Raw genomic sequence first — 18,218 nt, 5'->3', positions numbered from 1 at the left:
TAAACGATGAAAAAAATAACGGTAAAAATAGCTTCCACATTCTACAACATCAGCCTCGAGGACGACTTTGCCCAAAATTTTGAAAAAGAGTGGGAGACCTTTACCGGAGGCAAAAAGTATCTCGACGTCAAAGAGCTACTAAGCGCCTTTGTCCAAAAATGCTATGAAAACTATCAGCAGGAGCGCGATCTGCGCTCTTTAGCCCAAAAAGTAAGTAAAGAAATAAGTTAAATTTTATCCTAGATTACTTTTCTACACGCGGCTATATAAAAATATTTCTTTTTAATATATTTTTAAGTTAATTATCTATATAATTCCGCCAACTGCATAAGTGTATGCAGAAATAAACACAAGGAGTCTCATATGAGAAAAGGTTTTACAATGATTGAGTTGATCTTCGTGATTGTTATTTTAGGTATTTTAGCTGCTGTAGCAGTACCAAGACTAACTGCAACTCGTGATGACGCTGAGATAGCAAAAGCTGCAACAAACGTAAGTACTTTAATAAGCGATATCGGAGCTTACTATACTTCACAAGGAAGATTTGGTACAAAGGCACAAATGAGTAACGTTGTTATTAGTGGCGGTACTGATCTTAATATAGCTGCAAATGGAACAGCGACTGGAACAGCGACTGGAAGCCTACAATCAGCCGGCAAAAACTGCCTAGCGTTCACGCTTAATCCAGAGGTAAATAACGCAACCACTAGAACACCTGCGTTTGTAACTATAGCGGCTGGTGCTGATGCTGCTGCGCCTATTTGTGTAAAAGTCATAGCTGATCCAGAGATTCAAAAATATATAAATGCACAATTTGTAGGTCAAACATTTAATACTGTTACAAACCAATGGGAAGCTGCTGCTCCTGCCGCTGGTGTACAGATTACAGGACTATCTGTAGTTAGATAATACCTTTGGTCTATTTGTTTAGAAATGTTGGGCTCGACTAGATCGAGCCCTTTTTAAATTTTACCTACCCATTTTTACTTATTTTTAATAATCCTTTATATCAAGAAAGGGCCTCAATGAGACGCGCTTTTACGTTAATTGAACTTGTTTTTGTAATAGTTATTATAGGTATCTTGGCTGGAGTTGCAGTGCCTAGACTGTTTGTTAATAGGGACGATGCGATAATCACGCGAGCAAAATCTGACATAGCATCTATAAGAAGCGCGATAATAAACTCATACAATACCAATATGTTATCCGGTAGATTCGCGTATCCAGCTCTTGAGGGTACAAATAATGATGTACTTTTTGAAGGGGTTTTACAAAACGGTATAGTTCCTAGTAGGCAAAGTGGTTGGACTAGCAGCGCGGCTAATGTCTATGTTTTTACATTGAGGAACAGAGCGGCTACTTTTACATACACTCAAAATACTGGAACTTTTGTGTGTGCCGATAACGAGGCCGGTCGATTTTGTCAAGAATTGGAGTAATGCTCTACTACCAAATAATTCCGAGCGGCTTAAATCTTAAGCCGCTTACATATTGTTCAGATTTTAAAATACCCAATTTTACCCAAGTCTTAATCAATATAAAAAATAAAAAAACTATCGGCTACGTCCTCCAAAGCGTAGCCGAGCCGAATTTTAAAACGCTTGAAATTTTAGAAATTTTACCCGCCACGCTTACACCGATACAAATTTCGCTTTTGAAATTTATCTCGCATTACTATGTCGTAAATTTATCTATCGCGGCCGGACTTTTTACTCCGCTTGAGATTGAAGCGCCTTGCTTGCAAAATTTGACGCAAGCGCAAATTCTGAGCGATAAAAACGAGACAAATGCAAAATTTGACGATAGCAAAGAGTTAAATTTGACTACGGAATTAAACGAAACATGGCAGTCAAATTTGCCTGAAAATTTAAATAGCGGCGACTATCAGGAAAATTTGAAATTAAATGAGAATGTTGGTGCCAAATTAAATTTTAATAATCCCACACAGTCGCCCAAAATAGGCACCAACCAATCAGTTGCAATCGAGTTTTTCCCAAAAATCCCAAGTTTAAACCAAGATCAACAAGTGGCGCTAAATTTTGCTAAAAGCCATAAAACGAGTTTGATTTTCGGCGATACGGGAAGCGGCAAAAGCGAGATTTATTTTTCCCTTATCCGCGAATATCTACTCGCGGGCAAACAGGTTTTGCTTTTGATGCCTGAAATCTCGCTAACGCCTCAGATGACGAAGCGGCTAAAGAGCTATTTTGGCGAGAAATTTGGTGTCTGGCACTCCAAAATAACTCCAAAAAAGCGCGGCGAAATCCTACAAAAATTTCAGAGTCGCGAGATAAATTTGATCGCTGGCGCGCGCTCGGCGCTATTTTTGCCTTTTAGCGAGCTTGGACTCATCATCGTCGACGAGGAGCACGACGACAGCTACAAATCCGCGCAAAATCCACACTATAACGCCCGCGATCTCGCGCTTTTTTTGGCAAGCAAATTTGACATCAAAGTCGTACTTGGCTCGGCGACCCCGAGCGTCGTGAGCTTCAAAAAGCAGCCTCATTTTAGGTTAAGGGGAACGTTTTTTAAAAGCGAGAAAAAATTTATCTACGACGAGAGCGAGACGGGGCTAAGCGATGTGATTTTAGGTGAGCTCGCGGCGAGTTTTGCGAGCGGTAAGCAGGCGGTCGTATTTTTGCCCACGCGCGCGAACTTCCGCTATCTGTCGTGCCGTGAGTGCGGCAGCACGATAAAGTGCCCATTTTGCAGCGTAGGAATGAGCTTTTACAAAAAGCGAAATCTGCTAAAGTGCCAGTATTGCGGCTTTACGACGGTTGCGACATGCTCGTGCGAGAAGTGCGGTAGCGAGATGATCGAGGCGAAAAAAATCGGCACCGACGAGCTGACGGACGCCCTGCACTTGGCGTTTCCAGCTGCTAGGATCGAGAAATTCGACCGAGATGAGATCACGACGCAAAACAAGCTCGAAAAAACGCTAAAAGCCTTTAATGCGGGCGAGATAGACGCGCTCGTCGGCACGCAGATGTTGAGCAAGGGGCACGACTACCACAATGTGGATCTTGCGGTCATCATGGGTGTAGATGAGCTACTAAATTTTCCTGATTTTCGCGCTCGCGAGCGAACGTTGGCGCTGGCGATGCAGGTGGCGGGCAGGGCAGGACGCTCGGGTGAGGGGCGCGTGGTCGTGCAGAGTAGGCAGCGGGAGTTTTTTGAAAATTTTATCTCGGATTACGATGCGTTTTTGGCTGAGGAGATTCTTGCTAGAGAGCCGATATATCCGCCGTTTGCTAGGCTTTTGCGGGTTGTCGTTTCTGAAAAAAGCGAGCATGCGGCAAAACAAAGGCTAGAAATTTGCGTAGCCGAGCTTGAAAATTTGCGCATGGCCGAATCTTCGCTAGAGATCGTCGGACACGGCAAGTGCGCGATCGAAATCATGGGCGGAAAATACCGTTTTGAGATTTTGCTGCGTTGCACCTCGCACGCTCCGCTCATAAAAGCCGCTCGTATCTGCGCCGTGCAAGGCTTTGACGTCGATATGGATCCGATAAATTTCTCGTAAATTTGATTTCTTTTCATTTGATTTTCGATGTTTAATTTAGGTGGCTAGAAAGCGTCTTAAATGTTTTGCAAGGTTTGTAAAATCAAATTTCACATTCGGCTTGGTATCAAAATTTAAGCTAAAACGAGCTTGTTTTGGTTTTGGTGGCTATAGATCAAGTCTTAAATTTAACGTAAGTTTTGCTATTAATCCGCTCACATATACCAGCCAAATCTACTAAATAGTCTTTAGTGTGTTTTGATTGCTATTTGCAGATAAAGATATTATGAATTTAAAATCTTACTTAAATCAAAACTAAAATGTAATTAAAGTTTCTATTTATGATAATGCTTATCTTTTTAAGCCGAATTTTATATGATTTATATATAATCCCGTTATAATTTTATCTAGCTTTAAATATGCAGTCTAATTAAAATTATAAAAATCACCCTAAAGGAACTTAATGCAAAAATTTTTACAAGCCCTAGCAGGCTCGCAAAAATATTTCGTAAACTACGTTAGCGTCGCGATTTTTATCGTGATGGCGTGGATAGGCGGACTCAAAGTCGTGCAATACGAGGCTGACGGTATTGTGCCGTTTGTAACCAACAGCCCGTTTTTTAGCTACATGTATAGCAAAAAAGATATCGTAGATAACGGTAAGGGCAAAATGGTAGCCGAGTACAACCTACACAAAAATCCGGAAGGCTTGGTCGTGCCTAAAAACATCGAGTGGCATAAACAAAACGGTACTTATGCGGTTTCGTACCTGATCGGCGCGATGATCTGCACTATCGGCACGCTCGTACTGCTTGGCATTTGGTTCCCTAAACTAGGGCTTATCGGCGGGCTGCTGACGTTTGGTATGTCTATCGTAACGCTTAGCTTTTTGATAACGACGCCTGAGACTTGGGTGCCAAATCTAGGCAACCCGGCACTCGGCATAACCGAAAGCCCTAATCACGGCTTCCCGTATCTATCGGGTGCGGGACGACTGGTGCTAAAAGATATAATAATGTCTGCTGCGGGACTAATCGTAGCCTCAAACGCGGCTCGCAGGATTTTGGAGTGCTGCAAAAGCTGCTCGGCTAAGTAAAATTTGCAGATTTTAGCGAGCGATACGCCTAAAATTATATTTTTGGGCGACTCGCCGCTCGCGGCCGTTTTTCTCATCTCTACTTTTTACTATTTCGTTACAAAATTACTTTGCTTTTTCAATATATACCAAATCAATTTTATCCGTTTGCTTGCTCGTTAAATTTAGCAAACCGTGTACGCGTAAAATGCTGCTATAAGCGGAGATTAGGTAAAATGCAGCCCTAAATTTAAAGGAGAAAATATGGCATTTTTCGATTTTTTCAAAAGAGGCGGCAAAAATAGCGCAAACGCCGCAAAGATCGGCAAGACCGCGCAGGAGCGCAAGGATATAAGCATCGAAATCTTAAAATCGCAAGGCGTGCCTTTTATAGACCATTTGCCGCTACGATACGAGACGAGCGAGGTCACTCCGCGCGAAAAGGACGAGGTTATCGCCCGTGCGATCTGCTCGTTTGCCGCAATAATGTGCGCTTGCACTATCAGAGATAACGGCGAGCTAACCGACGAAGACAAGCAGGGCACGAAGGACTTTCTAAACAACCGCTTTGGGTGCATAGATAAGCTCACGCGCATGGAGCGCCGCGTCATAGAGGGCGAAGCGAGCTACGACGAGGCCGTAAATATGGGCTGGAAATACGAGTCGCTGTGGGCGCTGATGTGGGCCATGGGTCTCGTAGATGAGCTAAATTTCCCAAACGAGATCTGCGACTGCAAATTTGTGATGGACACCTTTATCGGCGGTGATTTTTCGGAGCGCGTGAAAATGCGGGGTACTGATGAAATCCTGCAGGCGCTCGATCTCGTCTACCGCTACCACTGGGCGTGCGTCAATGCCCGCGTGCACGGCACCAAGAGCGCAGGCCTTGATGAAGAGGTCGCGATGGAGAGGCGCGGCGGGCTAGAGTGGCTATGCTGCAAGGGGGCTGAGAACGATAATCTGACAGATGAATATAACGCGTGGGATTATCCTGATCTGAACACTTAGCGGCTTGTCTTTTTCTACTTATACTTCGTTGAAATTTAATTTTCAAGCTCGGCAGGCTATCTGCCTGGCCTACGCTTAAAAATTAAATTTCGCCTCGTTTAAGCGAAAAATACTTCGCCTTAATTCCCGCGTTGTTTTTCTTTGCTATACGTCGTTGCGTTTAAAATTTGCTTTATTACATATCAAGCATACGCTCCGCCCGCAAATTTTATCCGCGCCCAGTCTAGATTCGCGATACCGCCACTTGCGTCATTTCGCTCAAATTTAAATTGTAACTTTGGCAGACTATTTTTACGTCCTTGCTTGAAATTTGACCGCTTGCGCGTTTAGTTTTTGCTCTGTAGCAATTAATTAATTTTTATTTTGTTTAAATATTAAATAATGTTTATTATAATTGCGTTAAAAATCAATGGATGGATAATGCTTTTTAACTCTTACGAATTTATATTTTTATTTTTGCCCATAACTTTTTTCGTATATTTTTTCTTAAATAAAAAGCGCCTTAGCGAAGCGGCGAAGGGCTTTTTGGTGCTATCGTCGCTATTGTTTTATAGCTGGTGGAATATCGCTTATCTGCCTTTGATAGTAGCTTCCATGATATTTAACTACTCTTTTGGGCTAGAGCTTTGTAAAAATAATCCCAAAATTTCCAAAAAGCTCCTTCTTGCTCTTGGTATCGCGGCAAATTTGGCCTTGCTCGGATATTTTAAATACTCCGATTTTTTAATCGGCAACCTAAATTTCGCCTTCGGTACGCAGATATCGCACCTAAATTTACTCCTGCCGCTTGCGATTTCGTTTTTTACATTTCAGCAGATCGCGTATCTGGTAGATAGCGTGGCAGAAGAGGGCACAAAGCGGTATGATTTTTTAAATTACTGCTTGTTTGTTACGTTTTTTCCGCAGCTAATCGCCGGCCCGATCGTGCATCACGAGGAGATGATGCCGCAGTTTGCAAAAGCTAAAAATAAAATAATCAACTACAAAAATATCGCTCTTGGGCTTTTTATATTTTCTATCGGGCTTTTTAAAAAGGTCGTTATCGCCGATACTTTCGCCGTTTGGGCGACCGAGGGCTTTGACATGGCCGCGAGCTTAAATTTGATCGAGGCTTGGGCGACTAGCCTTAGCTACACGTTTCAACTTTATTTTGATTTTAGCGGATACTGCGATATGGCGATCGGCTCGGCGCTATTTTTTAACATCAAACTCCCGATAAATTTTAACTCGCCCTACAAGGCTTTAAATATTCAGGATTTTTGGCGCAGGTGGCATATCACGCTAAGCCGTTTTTTAAGAGATTACGTCTATATCCCGCTAGGAGGCAACCGTAGCGGCAAGGGGAGAACGTACGTAAATTTGGCCGCAACCTTCGTGATAGGGGGCATCTGGCACGGTGCGGGCTGGACGTTTGTATTTTGGGGATTTTTACACGGCGCGGCTTTGATCGTCCAAAGGATTTGGAGCGAGCTGGGCTTTGGACTAAATAAATTCGTAGCTTGGTTTATAACCTTTAACTTCGTAAATATCGCCTGGGTGTTTTTTAGAGCCAAGGAGTGGGACGACGCGCTAAAGGTGCTAAAGGGGATGTTTGGGCTGGGCGGAGGACTAACTCTAAATTCGCGGCTAGAGAAAAAGGTCGGTTTTTTGAGGGAGTACGGCGTAAAATTTGGCGAGTGGAATCCAAATATACAAATAGACAGCACAAATACCTTGTTCTACTACCTTATCGCGGGTTTTGCGATCTCGTTACTGTTTAAAAACTCCGCGCAAAAACTACAAGGATTTAAGCTCGGCGGGCTAAATTTGGCCCTAGCCGTGCTTTGTTTTACGCTGGGCGTTTTAAATTTGCACAAAATGTCTCAATTTTTATATTTTAATTTTTAGGAAAGTCGTATGAAATTTAAAAAATGGACGTTTGGCTTTTTGGCCGCGGCGGCTTTGATTTTCGCGTTCGTAGCGGTTTTTAACTATCTGGTCGATCCATATAGGATTTACGATACGGATATCTTTAAAAATAAACCTAGAGAGGACTTGCAGTCGCGCTTTATGAAGGTTGTAAAGATCCAAAAAATCAGGCCTGCCTCGATATTTTTAGGCAACTCCCGCCCGCAAACCGCGCTAAACTCGGCGCATAGATACTTTACTCAGCCGGCCTTTAACGCGGCCGTATCAGGAGGCAATCTAAACGAAGCTAAAGCCTATCTAAAATGGGCTATAAAGCAGGGAAATTTAAAGCAGGCGTTGCTCATTTTTGACGATAAGACGATGCTAGGCGGCGGTAGCAAGGCGGATGATTTCGAGGAGTATTTTAAAAACCCTAGCGCGTATAAAATTTTATTTAGCTCTCAATCGTTTCGCGACTCGGTAGCGACCATCCTAAAATACGGCAAAACTCCGCTTTTTTTACCTGACGGCAGACGGACCGAGGCGTCGCTGTTAGAAGAGGTGCAAAGAAACGGCGGATTCCGCGAATACTCCGTAAAAAAGATAGAAAGCGGATATATGGCTGAACGAAAAAGAGACGAGGTATCAAGGCTATCTTATGAAAATTTTATCGAGATTTTAACGGACGCTCACGAAAATAACGTAACCCTAGATATCGCTATAAGTCCGTTACACGTAAGGTTGCTTGAAACTATGGACTACCGAGTCGGGCTTGACGCGGCGTGGTACGAGTGGAAAAAGCAGGTAACGGCCATAAATGAAGAGGTTGCCAAGCGTCTAGGGGAAAAGCCGTTTAGGATAGTGGATTTTGGCCTTTATAACGAGATAACGGCACAGGAGCTACCTAAAGACGCAGACCAAATCTCGCCGTACTACTGGGAGGCTAGCCACTATAACGCAAGGCTCGGCGATATGATGCTGGATTTCTTAACAAAGCAGGGCGAGCACGCAGGGCTAGGCGTAGAGATAACTAGCAAAAACATAGACGCACACATAGAAAAGCAAAAGAGCCTGAGAGCTAAATTTATAGATATGCGGGAGTACAGGCGCGAGGTTTTGGGCGAGTAGGTTTTGGAGCGGTAAATTTATTTAAAAGCCAAGATTTTATATAATCGCACAATAAAATTTAAAGGCCAAATTTGCAAAGATACCCCACAAAACAAATAAAAATCAGGGACGTAAAAATAGGCGGAGACGCGCCCATATCGGTGCAGTCGATGACGTTTAGCAAAACAAAAGACGTAAAAGGCACGCTAGAGCAGATACAGCGGCTCTATTTTGCCGGCTGCGATATCGTGCGCTGCGCCGTGTTTGACAAGGAGGACACCGCCGCATTGCGCGAAGTCGTCAAAGCTAGCCCGCTACCAGTCGTAGCCGATATCCACTTTAATCACAACTACGCCGTGATAGTTAGCGAGTTCGTCGACGCTATCCGCATAAATCCGGGCAACATCGGCTCAAAAAAGAACATCAAAGCCGTCGTGGACGCGTGCAAGCAGCGAAATCTGCCTATCCGCATCGGCGTAAACTCGGGCTCGCTCGAAAAGCAGTTTGAGGACAAATACGGCCGCAGCGTCGAAGCGATGGTGCAAAGCGCGCTTTATAACATAAATTTGCTCGAGGATTTTGACTTTACCGATATCAAAATCTCGCTAAAATCAAGCGACGTCGAGCGCACGATGGCCGCTTACCGCGCGCTTCGGCCGCTGGTAAATTATCCGTTTCATCTGGGCGTGACGGAGGCCGGCACTAGCTTTCACGCGACGATAAAGTCTGCGATCGCGCTAGGCGGACTGCTACTGGAGGGCATCGGCGATACGATGCGAGTTAGCATCACGGGCGAGCTTGAGGAGGAGATCAAGGTCGCAAAAGCGATCCTAAAAGACAGCGGCCGCCAAAAAGAGGGGCTAAATATCATCTCGTGCCCGACCTGCGGGCGTTTGCAGGCTGATCTCATGGCTGCGGTAAAGCTCGTCGAAGAAAAAACCAAACACATCAAAGAGCCTCTAAACGTCTCGGTGATGGGCTGCGTCGTAAATGCGATCGGCGAGGCTAAGGGTGCGGACGTAGCGATAGCATTTGGCAAAGGAAACGGCATGATAATGCGCAAAGGCGAGGTGGTCGCGAGGCTGCCCGAGAGCGAGCTAGTCGATAGATTTTTACTCGAGATCGACGACGAGATAAAGTCTCGCGAAGCGCATTAAACCAAAGGAAAAATATGCAAACTACTACGACATTTCACATTGAAATACCAAGCGACAGAAGCGATCTGATAGCGATCGCGACTACGCTGTCAAACGAAGTAAAAAAGCTAATTGCGGCCGATAAATTAAAAAGCAAAAAGAGCGTGCCAAGTCTTGAAATCATGCGATTTGCAGGCATAGTAAAGGGTAAGGCTGGTCAAAATTTAGACGATATAAAAGAGCTAAAAATCGCCGATAAAAAATATATGAAAAAAAGATACGGCATAGATGGCTAAAATTTTCCTTGATAGCAATATTTTGATTGATTTTTTAGTCGAAGAAAGAGGCGCTCTAAATTTGGCGGCCGTTAAACTTTTTGAAAATTTTAGTGCTAGTGACACTATTTGTTACTCATTCGGTAGTATAAGCGATGTGGCTTACGTGCTAAAAAAATGTTATAAAATTTCAGATGAAATTATTTTGGATTTTTTTAGCGCATTATCGTGGACGTCAAATTTTAAATGTCTACCGCTATCTAATGATGGGCTATCGCTGGCGTGCGAATACGCAAAGAGCGAGTTAAAATCTGGGCGCAAGATAGACTTTGAGGATGTTTTGCAGTATTTTTGCGCGCTAGAGGGCGGCTGTGAGGCGATCGTCACAAACGACAAAACCTTTCCAAAACTACAAATAGCCTTAAAGCGCACGGATGCTAATCTTGAAGATTACGCGCCGAAACAAAAAATTTAAACGGATAAAAAATGGCAAAAGAAAACATCGATATGCACAATCTCTATGATCTAGATATGGAGCGCGCGATCCTCGCGTCCATAATCTATAGCGCGGATAATCTAAGCGAGATTTTCGATATCCTAAGTCCGTTTGACTTTTATCTGCGCGCTCACGGCGACGTTTACGACGCGATGGTAAAGTGCCTCAATGAAAATTTGCCCGTCGAAACGGGATTTTTAAAAACCAAGCTGGGAAATAAATTTGACGAGAACGTGATGAACGAGATCATCGGCACGAACTCGATCCTGGATGTGAAAAAATACGCCAACGAAATCAAAGAAAAATCTATCAAGCGAAGCTTAGTAAAAATCGCGCACCAGATACCTAGCAAAGTGAGCGAGGATAAGCCTAGCCGTGATATGGTGGACGAGCTGAGCCAGAGTTTTTATTCGCTAGTGGACGGGCAGAGCGCGGGCGCCATCAAGGACGCTGCTGTCATCATCGCAGACGTCATCGCGCACCTAGAAAAGCAAAAACTGCTCGAAGATAAGGATATCGTGGGCATCGACACCGGCTTTCGCCAGCTAAACGAGATGACCAAGGGCTTTAAGCACGGCGATCTCATCATCATCGCGGCGCGCCCGGGCATGGGAAAAACGACGATTTGTCTAAATTTGATGAACCACGTGCTAATGCGCGGCGGCGGAGTCGTATTTTTCTCTCTTGAGATGCCAGCTGAGCAGATCATGCTGCGTATGCTAAGCGCCAAAACCTCGATCCCGCTGCAAAACATAATGACTGCTAAAATGGATGACGAGGAGTGGTCGCGTCTAAGCGACGCGTGCGACGATATGGCTAACCGCAAGCTTTTTGTCTATGATAGCGGCTACGTAAACATCCACCAGATCCGCACGCAGATGCGCAAGCTCAAGTCCTCGAACCCAGAGATCGCGCTGTGCGTCATCGACTACATCGGCCTCATGATGGCGACGTCAAATTTCTCCGACCGCCACTTACAGATCGCCGAAATCTCGCGCGGACTAAAGCTGTTAGCGCGCGAGCTAGACATGCCTATCATCGCGCTTAGCCAGCTAAACCGCAGCCTAGAATCTCGCGCCAACAAACGCCCGATGCTAAGCGACCTGCGCGAATCAGGCGCCATCGAGCAGGACGCCGACATGATACTTTTTGTCTACCGCGACGAGGTTTACCGCGAGCAGGAGGAGAAGGAGGCCGAGAAAAAGGCGCACGCCGAGGGCAAGGAGTACGTGCGTAAATTTGTTCCTAATAAGATCGAAGAAGACGCCGAAATCATCGTGGGCAAGAACCGAAACGGCCCGGTCGGCACGGTAGAAGTAATATTTCAGAAGGAATTTACGCGCTTTGTCGACAAGAGCTTTGGCGCCGCGCACGTGGCGGAGTTTAACCCAAACGCCTAAAATGCGCCCTTTAAGCTCAAATTTTGCAAAAGCCGCAACGTAAATCTATCTTTGAAAACGCGCGCGAGGTTTATATATTTTGCCTTGCCTGCGCGCTTGTTTTTGCACTAAATTTGGGCTTTGGCTACTATAAATTTCGCGAATTTAAAGCTCAAAACGGCGTCATCTTACAAGCTAAAATTTCACAAAACTACGAAAAAGCGAACGCAAAAGGTAAAATTTACCGCGTTTTAAAGCTAAAAACGCAGGATTTTAGCTTTTATACGACGACGCTGGCGGACTTTGACGCGGGAGCCAACGATCAAATTTTAATCGGCACCGAAAACAAAAACGTTAAATTTAAAGAGTATCTAAGCGGCTCTTTTTATATGCCTAGTTACGGCGTGACGCAGCTTAGGTACGCCGCGAGCGAGGAGCGAATTTACGATAAAATTTTCGAGTTTATCGCCGAGCAGCATGAAAGCGAAAAAATGACCGAGCTTTTTACCGCGCTGTTTTTGGCCGCGCCCGTAGGCAAGGAGCTGCGGCAAGACGTAAATTTCTACGGCGTAGCGCACCTCATCGCGATTTCTGGTTATCATTTGGGACTAATTTTTGGGGCGTTATATTTTATTTTTCGCCCGATCTACCGCTATTTTCAGGCGCGATATTTTCCGTATCGAAACGCCAAATTTGACCTCTCGGCCGCGATCTTTGCGGTTTTGTTTTGTTATCTTGCGCTGATCGGCTTCGTGCCGTCGTTTTTGCGGGCGTTTTTGATGAGCTTGCTGGCTCTGTTTTTACTCGCTAGAAACGTGCGCGTCGTGAGCTTTGAGCTTCTTTTTACAGTGATTTGCGCCGCCGTAGCGCTGATGCCGAGCCTGCTTTTTAGCGTCGGATTTTACTTCTCAAGCATGGGCGTGTTTTATATTTATCTGTATTTGCGGCATTTTGGCGAGCGGTTTTCAAATTTGACGCACGCTATCTTGCTAAATTTTTGGGTATTTTCGGCGATGATTTTGCCCGTGCTCTACTTTTTTCCGCTCGTTAGCGCCCAGCAGCTAGCCGTCTTGCCGCTCACGCCGCTTTTTAGCTTGTTTTATCCGATAAGTGCGCTTTTGCACGCATTTGGCGCAGGCGGCGCGCTTGATGAGTATTTGCTAGAATTTCTCTCGTGGCGCGCAAAGGGGGTAAATTTGAGCGTCCCGTTTTGGCTGTTTTTGCTCTATAACGCTCTGAGCTTAGCAAGCGTCAAAAGTAAAATTTTAGCCGCCGTTATCGTGCCGCTAAATTTACTCTGCTTTGCCGCGCTTGTTTAAGCTTCTTTGTCGCTCTCGCCCGCTTTTTCCAGATACGCGCACAGCTTCACACCGTAGAGAAATATGATCCACGACACGTAAATCCACACGAAAAAGAGCAGCACCACCGAAAACGAGCCGTAGATGCTGAGGTAGGTTTTGTTATTTGCGGCGTAAAAGACGAAGATGTTTTTGCCCAGATACCAGATGAGCGAGGCCACAAACGAGCTAAAAAGCGCGTTTTTTAGGGTGATTTGGCGGTTTATCGAGATGAGATAGGTCACGCAAAATATCGCCCAAATGATGAGGTACGGGAATATGCTGAGAAAATTTATCCACTTCGTGTAGGCGCTGGAGTTTAGCATATCTTGAAATAAATTTGAGAGATAAAAACTAAGCCCAAGCCCCAAGGGAGCCAGCGTAATGAGCGTCCAATATGCGCTTAGCGAGTTCCAAAATTTGCGGCTTTGCGTGTGCATGATGCGGTTGATGACGTACTCGTAATCGGCAAAAAACATGATCGAAGTAAAGATAATCGCGCCAAGGCCTAGGATGCCAAGGCTCGAGCTGTTTTGTAAAAAGGTCTCGATGTAGTTTGAGATCGCGTCTTGGTTTGAGGGTAGCAGCTGGGCGAATATAAATTCCTTAATCTTGGCGTAATAGACGCTAAAGCTAGGCATCTGCGTAAAGAGCGAGAGTGAGATGAGTAGCACGGGGATGATGGAAAGCATCGTGTGAAAGCTCAGGCTAGATGCGTAGTGCAGTAGCTGCTTGTCCTTGATCTTTAGCATCGCCGTGAGCCAAATTTTAAGCGTTTGTTTTATCTTTTCAAATTTTTGCGGGTTCATCTTAAATCCTTAAATTTGAGGTATTTTACTTTAAAATTTTTGAAATTTCGGTTAGATAAAATTTTATTTATTTTGCGTTTTGCGATACGGCGGCTTTTGATACGGTAGGATTAAATTTGATGACAGTAATGGTGTCAAATTTGACGTGGTCGGCGTTTTTAAAATTTGGATTTAAGGCAACGAAGTTAAATTTGGCTAAATTTGGCGTGATAATTTCGTCAAATTCGAGGTGATAAGGGTTAAATTTAGCTTTGCGGCAAGGCTTCTTTTATCATCTTTCTTATCTCAGAGAGGCTTTGTTCTTCGTCAGCCACGAGTTCACGCATTTTAAAACCGGCTTCAATGATGGCGTAGAGCTCGGGCTTTGTGGTCTTCCATCTTTGTAGCGTTCTGGTCGTTATCTTTAAAATTCTAGCTTTGTCTTGTTGGCTGTATTTCATAGCGCAAGTTTAGCTTTTATAAATTTAATAGCAAATTGCGACATATATTCGTAAATTTATAATAAATTTAGAAATAATGTCGTAAAATCATAAAATTTAATTTTTTAAAATAACACAAAAAGGGACTTAGGTTGAATTACTCGGAGATTGGTTTTAGTTTTATAGCATCTGTTTTTGGCGGCGGAGTTGTTTGGTTTTTAGCCGGTGTTTTTGGAGTTGAGGGCGAGACAATAAAATGGATAGTAGCGACTGTTGGATTTATAGTCGCTTTTTGCATTTTTGCTCTCGGTTCAAAGTGCGAATCTTGCGGAAAGCTATTTTCAACATTTGAGATCGGTAGGGAAATTTTAGATCAAAAGATTATGCAAGGCACCAAAAAAGGTAAATACAAAAACGGCAATACAAGAACGCTAAAGGCTATATACGAGGTGACAAAAGTTAAGGTGTTTAAAGAATGCGCCAATTGCGGATTTAAAAGCACTGAAATACAAACAGATAAAAAAGAAATTTAACTAAAAGGAGAAAAAATGAGTAAAATAAAAATGTGCGCTGTTTTGGCTGTTGGATTATTTGTCGTCGGATGCGGCGATGATAGCTATAACTGTGATAATGATGCGGCTACCATTGAAGCCATAAAGCTTGAATCTTACGATAAAATGTATAATAAATTTGATCCTAGACTGGATAAAATTTTAGATGACTCTATTTCCTTAATCAAAATTAATTCAAGAGAAATTGTGAGCATTAATGACAGAGCTAAACGCTCCACTTGCAAGGCTAAATATACTATAGAAAATCCAAAAAATGAAAACGAATTTAAAATTATGGCTAGAGTCGTGCTCGTAATGGAAAAACTCTTTAAGACAAACGGAATGTTTTTATCCATAAAAGATCAAAATATGAAAAATGATATTTTTAAAGAAATAGAAAGCGATCTGCAAAGACGCAAAGCCGAGCTTAGTAAGAGTATCTATGATAATCCCGATACCGGACAAGAAACGATAATCTATGATGTGTATGATAATGGGCGAGGTGATAGCTTTGTTGAGGTGGCGCAGTGAAGGCAATAGCGATAGTGATGTCTATCCATGAGCCAAGCTCCGGGATGCTGGTGTCGGGCGAGAAAAATATCATACATCGAAAGCATAAATTTTCAAAGGAATTTAAGAAAATATATGTGTATTGTCCAAATACGGCCAAAATAGTCGGAGAGCTTGAAGTGGGTGGAATTCTATACTCCGATAGGGATAGTATATGGGAAGCCACAAGTGATGGCTCTTGTATAAGTAAAAGCCGGTTTTATGACTATTATGATAACGAAATGGTATATGCTATAAAGATTAAAAGAGCAATCAAATACGAACCGCCAAAAGAACCGCTTGAAATCGATCCAAATTTTAGAGCACCGCGGCAATTTTATTATATAAATTAAAAAGTAAATTTAAGCGGCAGTATCATGAGATGGTTTTAAATGTTCTACTTAGCTTCCCTGCAGTCGCTACTGTCGCTACGCTTGAGACCGCTCTGCTCGTAGTTGCAAAGCAGGAGTTGAAGTTTTTGCGACCGAGGCTAACCAAACAAGTTGCCTCGGAAGCAAAAACGAAACTTATTTCTCAAAGAGAGCGCCTAGTGTAAGAAAAACGCTCACGAGATAACGCTTTTTACAGCCCCATTTTAAACGGGTTTAGGATGTTATTCGGATCAAATGCCTTTTTGATACTTCTAAAAAGCTCCATCTCGGCATCCGTAAAGGCGAGCGGCATAAACTCGGCCTTGCTGATGCCGATGCCGTGCTCGCCGCTGAGCGTACCGCCAAGCTCCACTGCGATCTTAAAAATTTCCTCGATCGCCTTGTGTCCGCTCTCCACCTGCGCAGGATCGGCTCTATCTACGACCATGACGTTGGTGTGCACGTTGCCATCGCCCGTGTGGCCAAAGCACGGCACCTGCACGCCGTATTTTTCAGCGATACCGCCGATGCGTTCGAGCAGTTCGGGCAGCTTTGAGCGCGGCACCGTGATGTCCTCGTTTAGTTTTAAATTTCCGTAGATATTTATCGCCTGCGAGCAGTTGCGCCTGGCAAACCAGATGTCGTTTCGCTCGCTCTCATCTTTGGCGCGTCTAAATTCGCTAGCACCGTTTTCTCTAAACACTCGCTCTATCGTGGCTAGATCCTGCTCTAGCCCGTCTAAAACGTCGCCGTCTACGTCGGTGATGAGCAGCGCGCCCGCATCTTGCGGCAGGCCTTTGTTAAATTTAGTCTCGACCGCGCGTATGCAAAGCGCGTCCAAAAACTCCATGGCCACCGGCGTCACGCCTGCTGCCATCGTCTTATAAACGGCGTTCATCGCGGCGTTTACGCTAGGGAAAATTCCCATCGCCGTTTTTCTAAATTTAGGCTTTGCGATGAGTTTTAGCGTGATCTCGGTTATTACTGCTAGCGTGCCCTCGCTGGCGATGAGGATGCCTGCGATATTGTATCCCGCGACGTCTTTTATCGTGCGTTTGCCGGCGCGGATCACCTCGCCGTTAGGCAGCACGGCTCGCAGCGCCATGACGTAGTCTTTGGTGATGCCGTATTTTGCCGCGCGCATGCCGCCCGCGTTTTCGCTCACGTTGCCGCCTAGCGTCGAGTACTCCTGGCTGGCGGGATCTGGCGGGTAGAAAAGGCCTGGCTTCTCGGCTTCGCGCTGTAAATTTATATTTATACAGCCCGGTTGCACGACGGCGACCATGTTCTGCATGTCGATTTCTAGGATTTTGTTCATGTGCTTTTCAAAAGCAAGCACCACGCCGCCCTCGTGCGCTAGCGCCCCGCCTGTAAAGCCGCTGCCCGCACCCCTAGGCACGATGATGATTTTATTTTCGTTGCAGTATTTTAAAATCTCGCTAATGTCGCTCTCGTCTCTAGGGAAAAGCACGCCGTCAGGCAAATGGCGCTTTCTAGTAGCGTCGTAGCAGTAGGCTATCCTGTGCGCGTCGTCGAAGTAGGCGTTATCGGCGCCTAGTAAATTTGCAAAAAATTTAGCGTGTTTTTCGTGCATCATTTCTCTTTCAAAAGAGCTTTGTAGTGGCGGTCAAAGTCGCTGATCTGCTCCGAGCCCCATTTCCAAAATACCGTATCAATGTCCTTGACGCGAGTGTAGAAAGGCAGCTGGTAGTATTTGACCGCGCCGCTTTGGAAGCGTTTTAACGGCTCGAAACTCTGGCAGTCGGCAAAAAGCGCTTCGTTGTTCATAGCGATGAAAATAAGCCCGGCAGCGCTTTGAGAGCACATTTTGCGAAAGTCGTCGCGGCTAGGGTTTGGTTTATACTCGTAGCTTAGATATGAGCCCACGATATCGGGGTGGATAAAGGTGATGTCTTTAAACGCGTTCGTTACTTCGGCGTAAATTTCTTTGTTCGGTACGACGATGAGCGAGCGGTTGTAGAGGTAGTTTAGGATGATCTCGTCGCCGCTTTTAGGCAAAATTCCCGGTATTGGTAGGGCTTTTTGCGCTAACGTGTCAAATACCTCAAATCGTACCTTTGCAAAGCCGCCGCCTTTTTGCGTGACGACCGCGCGAGCGATGATTGAGCTTTGAGCGCCGTCAAATTTGTGCATCACGACGCCGCTACTACCTACGACGATATCTGAGTTGTCTATGATTGTGCCTACGCCCTCATCCACGCTTATTAGCGGGGCCTTGTACTCTCTCATCGAAAACTCCGCCGCAAAGCTAAGGCAAGCCGCCGCTAAAAATAAAAGAAATTTTTTCAAAATT

Annotated in this window: 20 protein-coding genes; 16 read left to right on the top strand and 4 right to left on the bottom strand. The window is 44.6% G+C overall.

Features of this window, described 5'->3' with window-relative positions:
* The first annotated feature begins 6 nt into the window (after positions 1–6).
* From CSHOW_RS06340 to CSHOW_RS06280, 13 genes are all read left to right on the top strand, one after another.
* Positions 7–231, top strand: coding sequence for a hypothetical protein (locus CSHOW_RS06340; protein WP_002946662.1), 225 nt, complete (start codon positions 7–9; stop codon positions 229–231).
* 132 nt (positions 232–363) lie between these two features.
* Positions 364–909: a type II secretion system protein gene (locus CSHOW_RS10585; protein ID WP_261341945.1), complete on the top strand. Its 546-nt coding sequence runs from the start codon at positions 364–366 to the stop codon at positions 907–909.
* Between the two features lie 116 nt (positions 910–1,025).
* Positions 1,026–1,439 carry a prepilin-type N-terminal cleavage/methylation domain-containing protein gene (locus tag CSHOW_RS10595; RefSeq protein WP_039895078.1) on the top strand — a complete coding sequence of 138 codons (414 nt, stop codon included), beginning with the start codon at positions 1,026–1,028 and terminating at the stop codon, positions 1,437–1,439.
* Positions 1,439–3,526 (top strand): primosomal protein N', encoded by a 2,088-nt coding sequence (locus tag CSHOW_RS06325; RefSeq protein WP_002946664.1) that lies wholly within the window; start codon positions 1,439–1,441, stop codon positions 3,524–3,526. Before CSHOW_RS10595 ends, CSHOW_RS06325 begins: the two co-directional genes overlap by 1 nt.
* A gap of 442 nt (positions 3,527–3,968) precedes the next feature.
* Entirely contained in the window at positions 3,969–4,601 is a 633-nt protein-coding gene (locus CSHOW_RS06320) for a DUF417 family protein (RefSeq protein ID WP_002946673.1), read from the top strand.
* Between the two features lie 243 nt (positions 4,602–4,844).
* On the top strand, positions 4,845–5,588 hold the full coding sequence (locus CSHOW_RS06315; protein ID WP_002946675.1) for a DUF4272 domain-containing protein: 744 nt from the start codon (positions 4,845–4,847) through the stop codon (positions 5,586–5,588).
* A 420-nt stretch (positions 5,589–6,008) separates the two neighbouring features.
* Positions 6,009–7,475, top strand: a complete 1,467-nt coding sequence (locus CSHOW_RS06310; protein ID WP_002946678.1) for an MBOAT family O-acyltransferase — start codon at positions 6,009–6,011, stop codon at positions 7,473–7,475.
* A 9-nt stretch (positions 7,476–7,484) separates the two neighbouring features.
* Entirely contained in the window at positions 7,485–8,603 is a 1,119-nt protein-coding gene (locus tag CSHOW_RS06305; protein WP_002946681.1) for a hypothetical protein, read from the top strand.
* A gap of 71 nt (positions 8,604–8,674) precedes the next feature.
* Positions 8,675–9,739 (top strand): flavodoxin-dependent (E)-4-hydroxy-3-methylbut-2-enyl-diphosphate synthase, encoded by a 1,065-nt coding sequence (gene ispG / locus CSHOW_RS06300; RefSeq protein ID WP_002946683.1) that lies wholly within the window; start codon positions 8,675–8,677, stop codon positions 9,737–9,739.
* A 14-nt stretch (positions 9,740–9,753) separates the two neighbouring features.
* A complete protein-coding gene (locus CSHOW_RS06295; protein WP_002946686.1) occupies positions 9,754–10,014 on the top strand; it encodes a hypothetical protein in 261 nt (86 codons plus the stop codon).
* Positions 10,007–10,468 carry a type II toxin-antitoxin system VapC family toxin gene (locus tag CSHOW_RS06290; RefSeq protein ID WP_002946691.1) on the top strand — a complete coding sequence of 154 codons (462 nt, stop codon included), beginning with the start codon at positions 10,007–10,009 and terminating at the stop codon, positions 10,466–10,468. The genes CSHOW_RS06295 and CSHOW_RS06290 overlap by 8 nt, the downstream gene beginning before the upstream one ends.
* An 11-nt stretch (positions 10,469–10,479) precedes the next feature.
* Positions 10,480–11,889 (top strand): replicative DNA helicase, encoded by a 1,410-nt coding sequence (locus CSHOW_RS06285; RefSeq protein ID WP_002946692.1) that lies wholly within the window; start codon positions 10,480–10,482, stop codon positions 11,887–11,889.
* 23 nt (positions 11,890–11,912) lie between these two features.
* Entirely contained in the window at positions 11,913–13,187 is a 1,275-nt protein-coding gene (locus CSHOW_RS06280; protein WP_002946693.1) for a ComEC/Rec2 family competence protein, read from the top strand.
* Here CSHOW_RS06280 and CSHOW_RS06275 read toward each other — a convergent pair.
* Together CSHOW_RS06275 and CSHOW_RS06270 are read right to left on the bottom strand one after the other, a co-directional pair.
* Positions 13,184–14,014 (bottom strand): YihY/virulence factor BrkB family protein, encoded by an 831-nt coding sequence (locus CSHOW_RS06275; RefSeq protein WP_002946697.1) that lies wholly within the window; start codon positions 14,012–14,014, stop codon positions 13,184–13,186. The genes CSHOW_RS06280 and CSHOW_RS06275 overlap by 4 nt on opposite strands.
* A gap of 245 nt (positions 14,015–14,259) precedes the next feature.
* Positions 14,260–14,454 (bottom strand): hypothetical protein, encoded by a 195-nt coding sequence (locus CSHOW_RS06270; RefSeq protein WP_002946700.1) that lies wholly within the window; start codon positions 14,452–14,454, stop codon positions 14,260–14,262.
* A 131-nt stretch (positions 14,455–14,585) separates the two neighbouring features.
* Between CSHOW_RS06270 and CSHOW_RS06265 the strand changes: the two genes are divergently transcribed.
* From CSHOW_RS06265 to CSHOW_RS06255, 3 genes are read left to right on the top strand one after another with little or no spacing between them, the layout of a single operon-like run.
* On the top strand, positions 14,586–14,966 hold the full coding sequence (locus CSHOW_RS06265; protein ID WP_002946702.1) for a hypothetical protein: 381 nt from the start codon (positions 14,586–14,588) through the stop codon (positions 14,964–14,966).
* A gap of 15 nt (positions 14,967–14,981) precedes the next feature.
* Complete coding sequence (locus CSHOW_RS06260) at positions 14,982–15,515, top strand: hypothetical protein (protein ID WP_002946704.1); 534 nt, start codon at positions 14,982–14,984, stop codon at positions 15,513–15,515.
* Complete coding sequence (locus tag CSHOW_RS06255; protein WP_081451796.1) at positions 15,512–15,886, top strand: hypothetical protein; 375 nt, start codon at positions 15,512–15,514, stop codon at positions 15,884–15,886. Before CSHOW_RS06260 ends, CSHOW_RS06255 begins: the two co-directional genes overlap by 4 nt.
* A gap of 229 nt (positions 15,887–16,115) precedes the next feature.
* Here CSHOW_RS06255 and CSHOW_RS06250 read toward each other — a convergent pair whose 3' ends face one another.
* Both CSHOW_RS06250 and CSHOW_RS06245 read right to left on the bottom strand, forming a co-directional pair.
* On the bottom strand, positions 16,116–17,498 hold the full coding sequence (locus tag CSHOW_RS06250) for an FAD-linked oxidase C-terminal domain-containing protein (RefSeq protein ID WP_002946719.1): 1,383 nt from the start codon (positions 17,496–17,498) through the stop codon (positions 16,116–16,118).
* A complete protein-coding gene (locus tag CSHOW_RS06245; protein WP_002946721.1) occupies positions 17,498–18,214 on the bottom strand; it encodes a plasminogen-binding N-terminal domain-containing protein in 717 nt (238 codons plus the stop codon). Before CSHOW_RS06245 ends, CSHOW_RS06250 begins: the two co-directional genes overlap by 1 nt.
* Positions 18,215–18,218 lie beyond the last annotated feature (4 nt).

Source organism: Campylobacter showae (assembly GCF_004803815.1).
GTDB classification, from domain to species: Bacteria; Campylobacterota; Campylobacteria; order Campylobacterales; family Campylobacteraceae; genus Campylobacter_A; species Campylobacter_A showae.
The sequence above is the reverse complement of the archived record's forward strand: the minus strand, read 5'-3'. Positions and strand labels throughout refer to the sequence as shown.

Excerpts from the sequence above, each read along its gene's own strand:
- CSHOW_RS06275 (WP_002946697.1), bottom strand. The coding sequence starts at position 14,014 with ATGAACCCGCAAAAATTTGAAAAGATAAAACAAACGCTTAAAATTTGG.
- CSHOW_RS06250 (WP_002946719.1), bottom strand. The coding sequence starts at position 17,498 with ATGCACGAAAAACACGCTAAATTTTTTGCAAATTTACTAGGCGCCGAT.
- CSHOW_RS10585 (WP_261341945.1), top strand. The coding sequence starts at position 364 with ATGAGAAAAGGTTTTACAATGATTGAGTTGATCTTCGTGATTGTTATT.
- CSHOW_RS06295 (WP_002946686.1), top strand. The coding sequence starts at position 9,754 with ATGCAAACTACTACGACATTTCACATTGAAATACCAAGCGACAGAAGC.
- CSHOW_RS06305 (WP_002946681.1), top strand. The coding sequence starts at position 7,485 with ATGAAATTTAAAAAATGGACGTTTGGCTTTTTGGCCGCGGCGGCTTTG.
- CSHOW_RS06260 (WP_002946704.1), top strand. The coding sequence starts at position 14,982 with ATGAGTAAAATAAAAATGTGCGCTGTTTTGGCTGTTGGATTATTTGTC.
- CSHOW_RS06315 (WP_002946675.1), top strand. The coding sequence starts at position 4,845 with ATGGCATTTTTCGATTTTTTCAAAAGAGGCGGCAAAAATAGCGCAAAC.
- CSHOW_RS06290 (WP_002946691.1), top strand. The coding sequence starts at position 10,007 with ATGGCTAAAATTTTCCTTGATAGCAATATTTTGATTGATTTTTTAGTC.
- CSHOW_RS06310 (WP_002946678.1), top strand. The coding sequence starts at position 6,009 with ATGCTTTTTAACTCTTACGAATTTATATTTTTATTTTTGCCCATAACT.
- CSHOW_RS10595 (WP_039895078.1), top strand. The coding sequence starts at position 1,026 with ATGAGACGCGCTTTTACGTTAATTGAACTTGTTTTTGTAATAGTTATT.
- CSHOW_RS06270 (WP_002946700.1), bottom strand. The coding sequence starts at position 14,454 with ATGAAATACAGCCAACAAGACAAAGCTAGAATTTTAAAGATAACGACC.
- CSHOW_RS06340 (WP_002946662.1), top strand. The coding sequence starts at position 7 with ATGAAAAAAATAACGGTAAAAATAGCTTCCACATTCTACAACATCAGC.
- CSHOW_RS06320 (WP_002946673.1), top strand. The coding sequence starts at position 3,969 with ATGCAAAAATTTTTACAAGCCCTAGCAGGCTCGCAAAAATATTTCGTA.
- CSHOW_RS06325 (WP_002946664.1), top strand. The coding sequence starts at position 1,439 with ATGCTCTACTACCAAATAATTCCGAGCGGCTTAAATCTTAAGCCGCTT.
- CSHOW_RS06285 (WP_002946692.1), top strand. The coding sequence starts at position 10,480 with ATGGCAAAAGAAAACATCGATATGCACAATCTCTATGATCTAGATATG.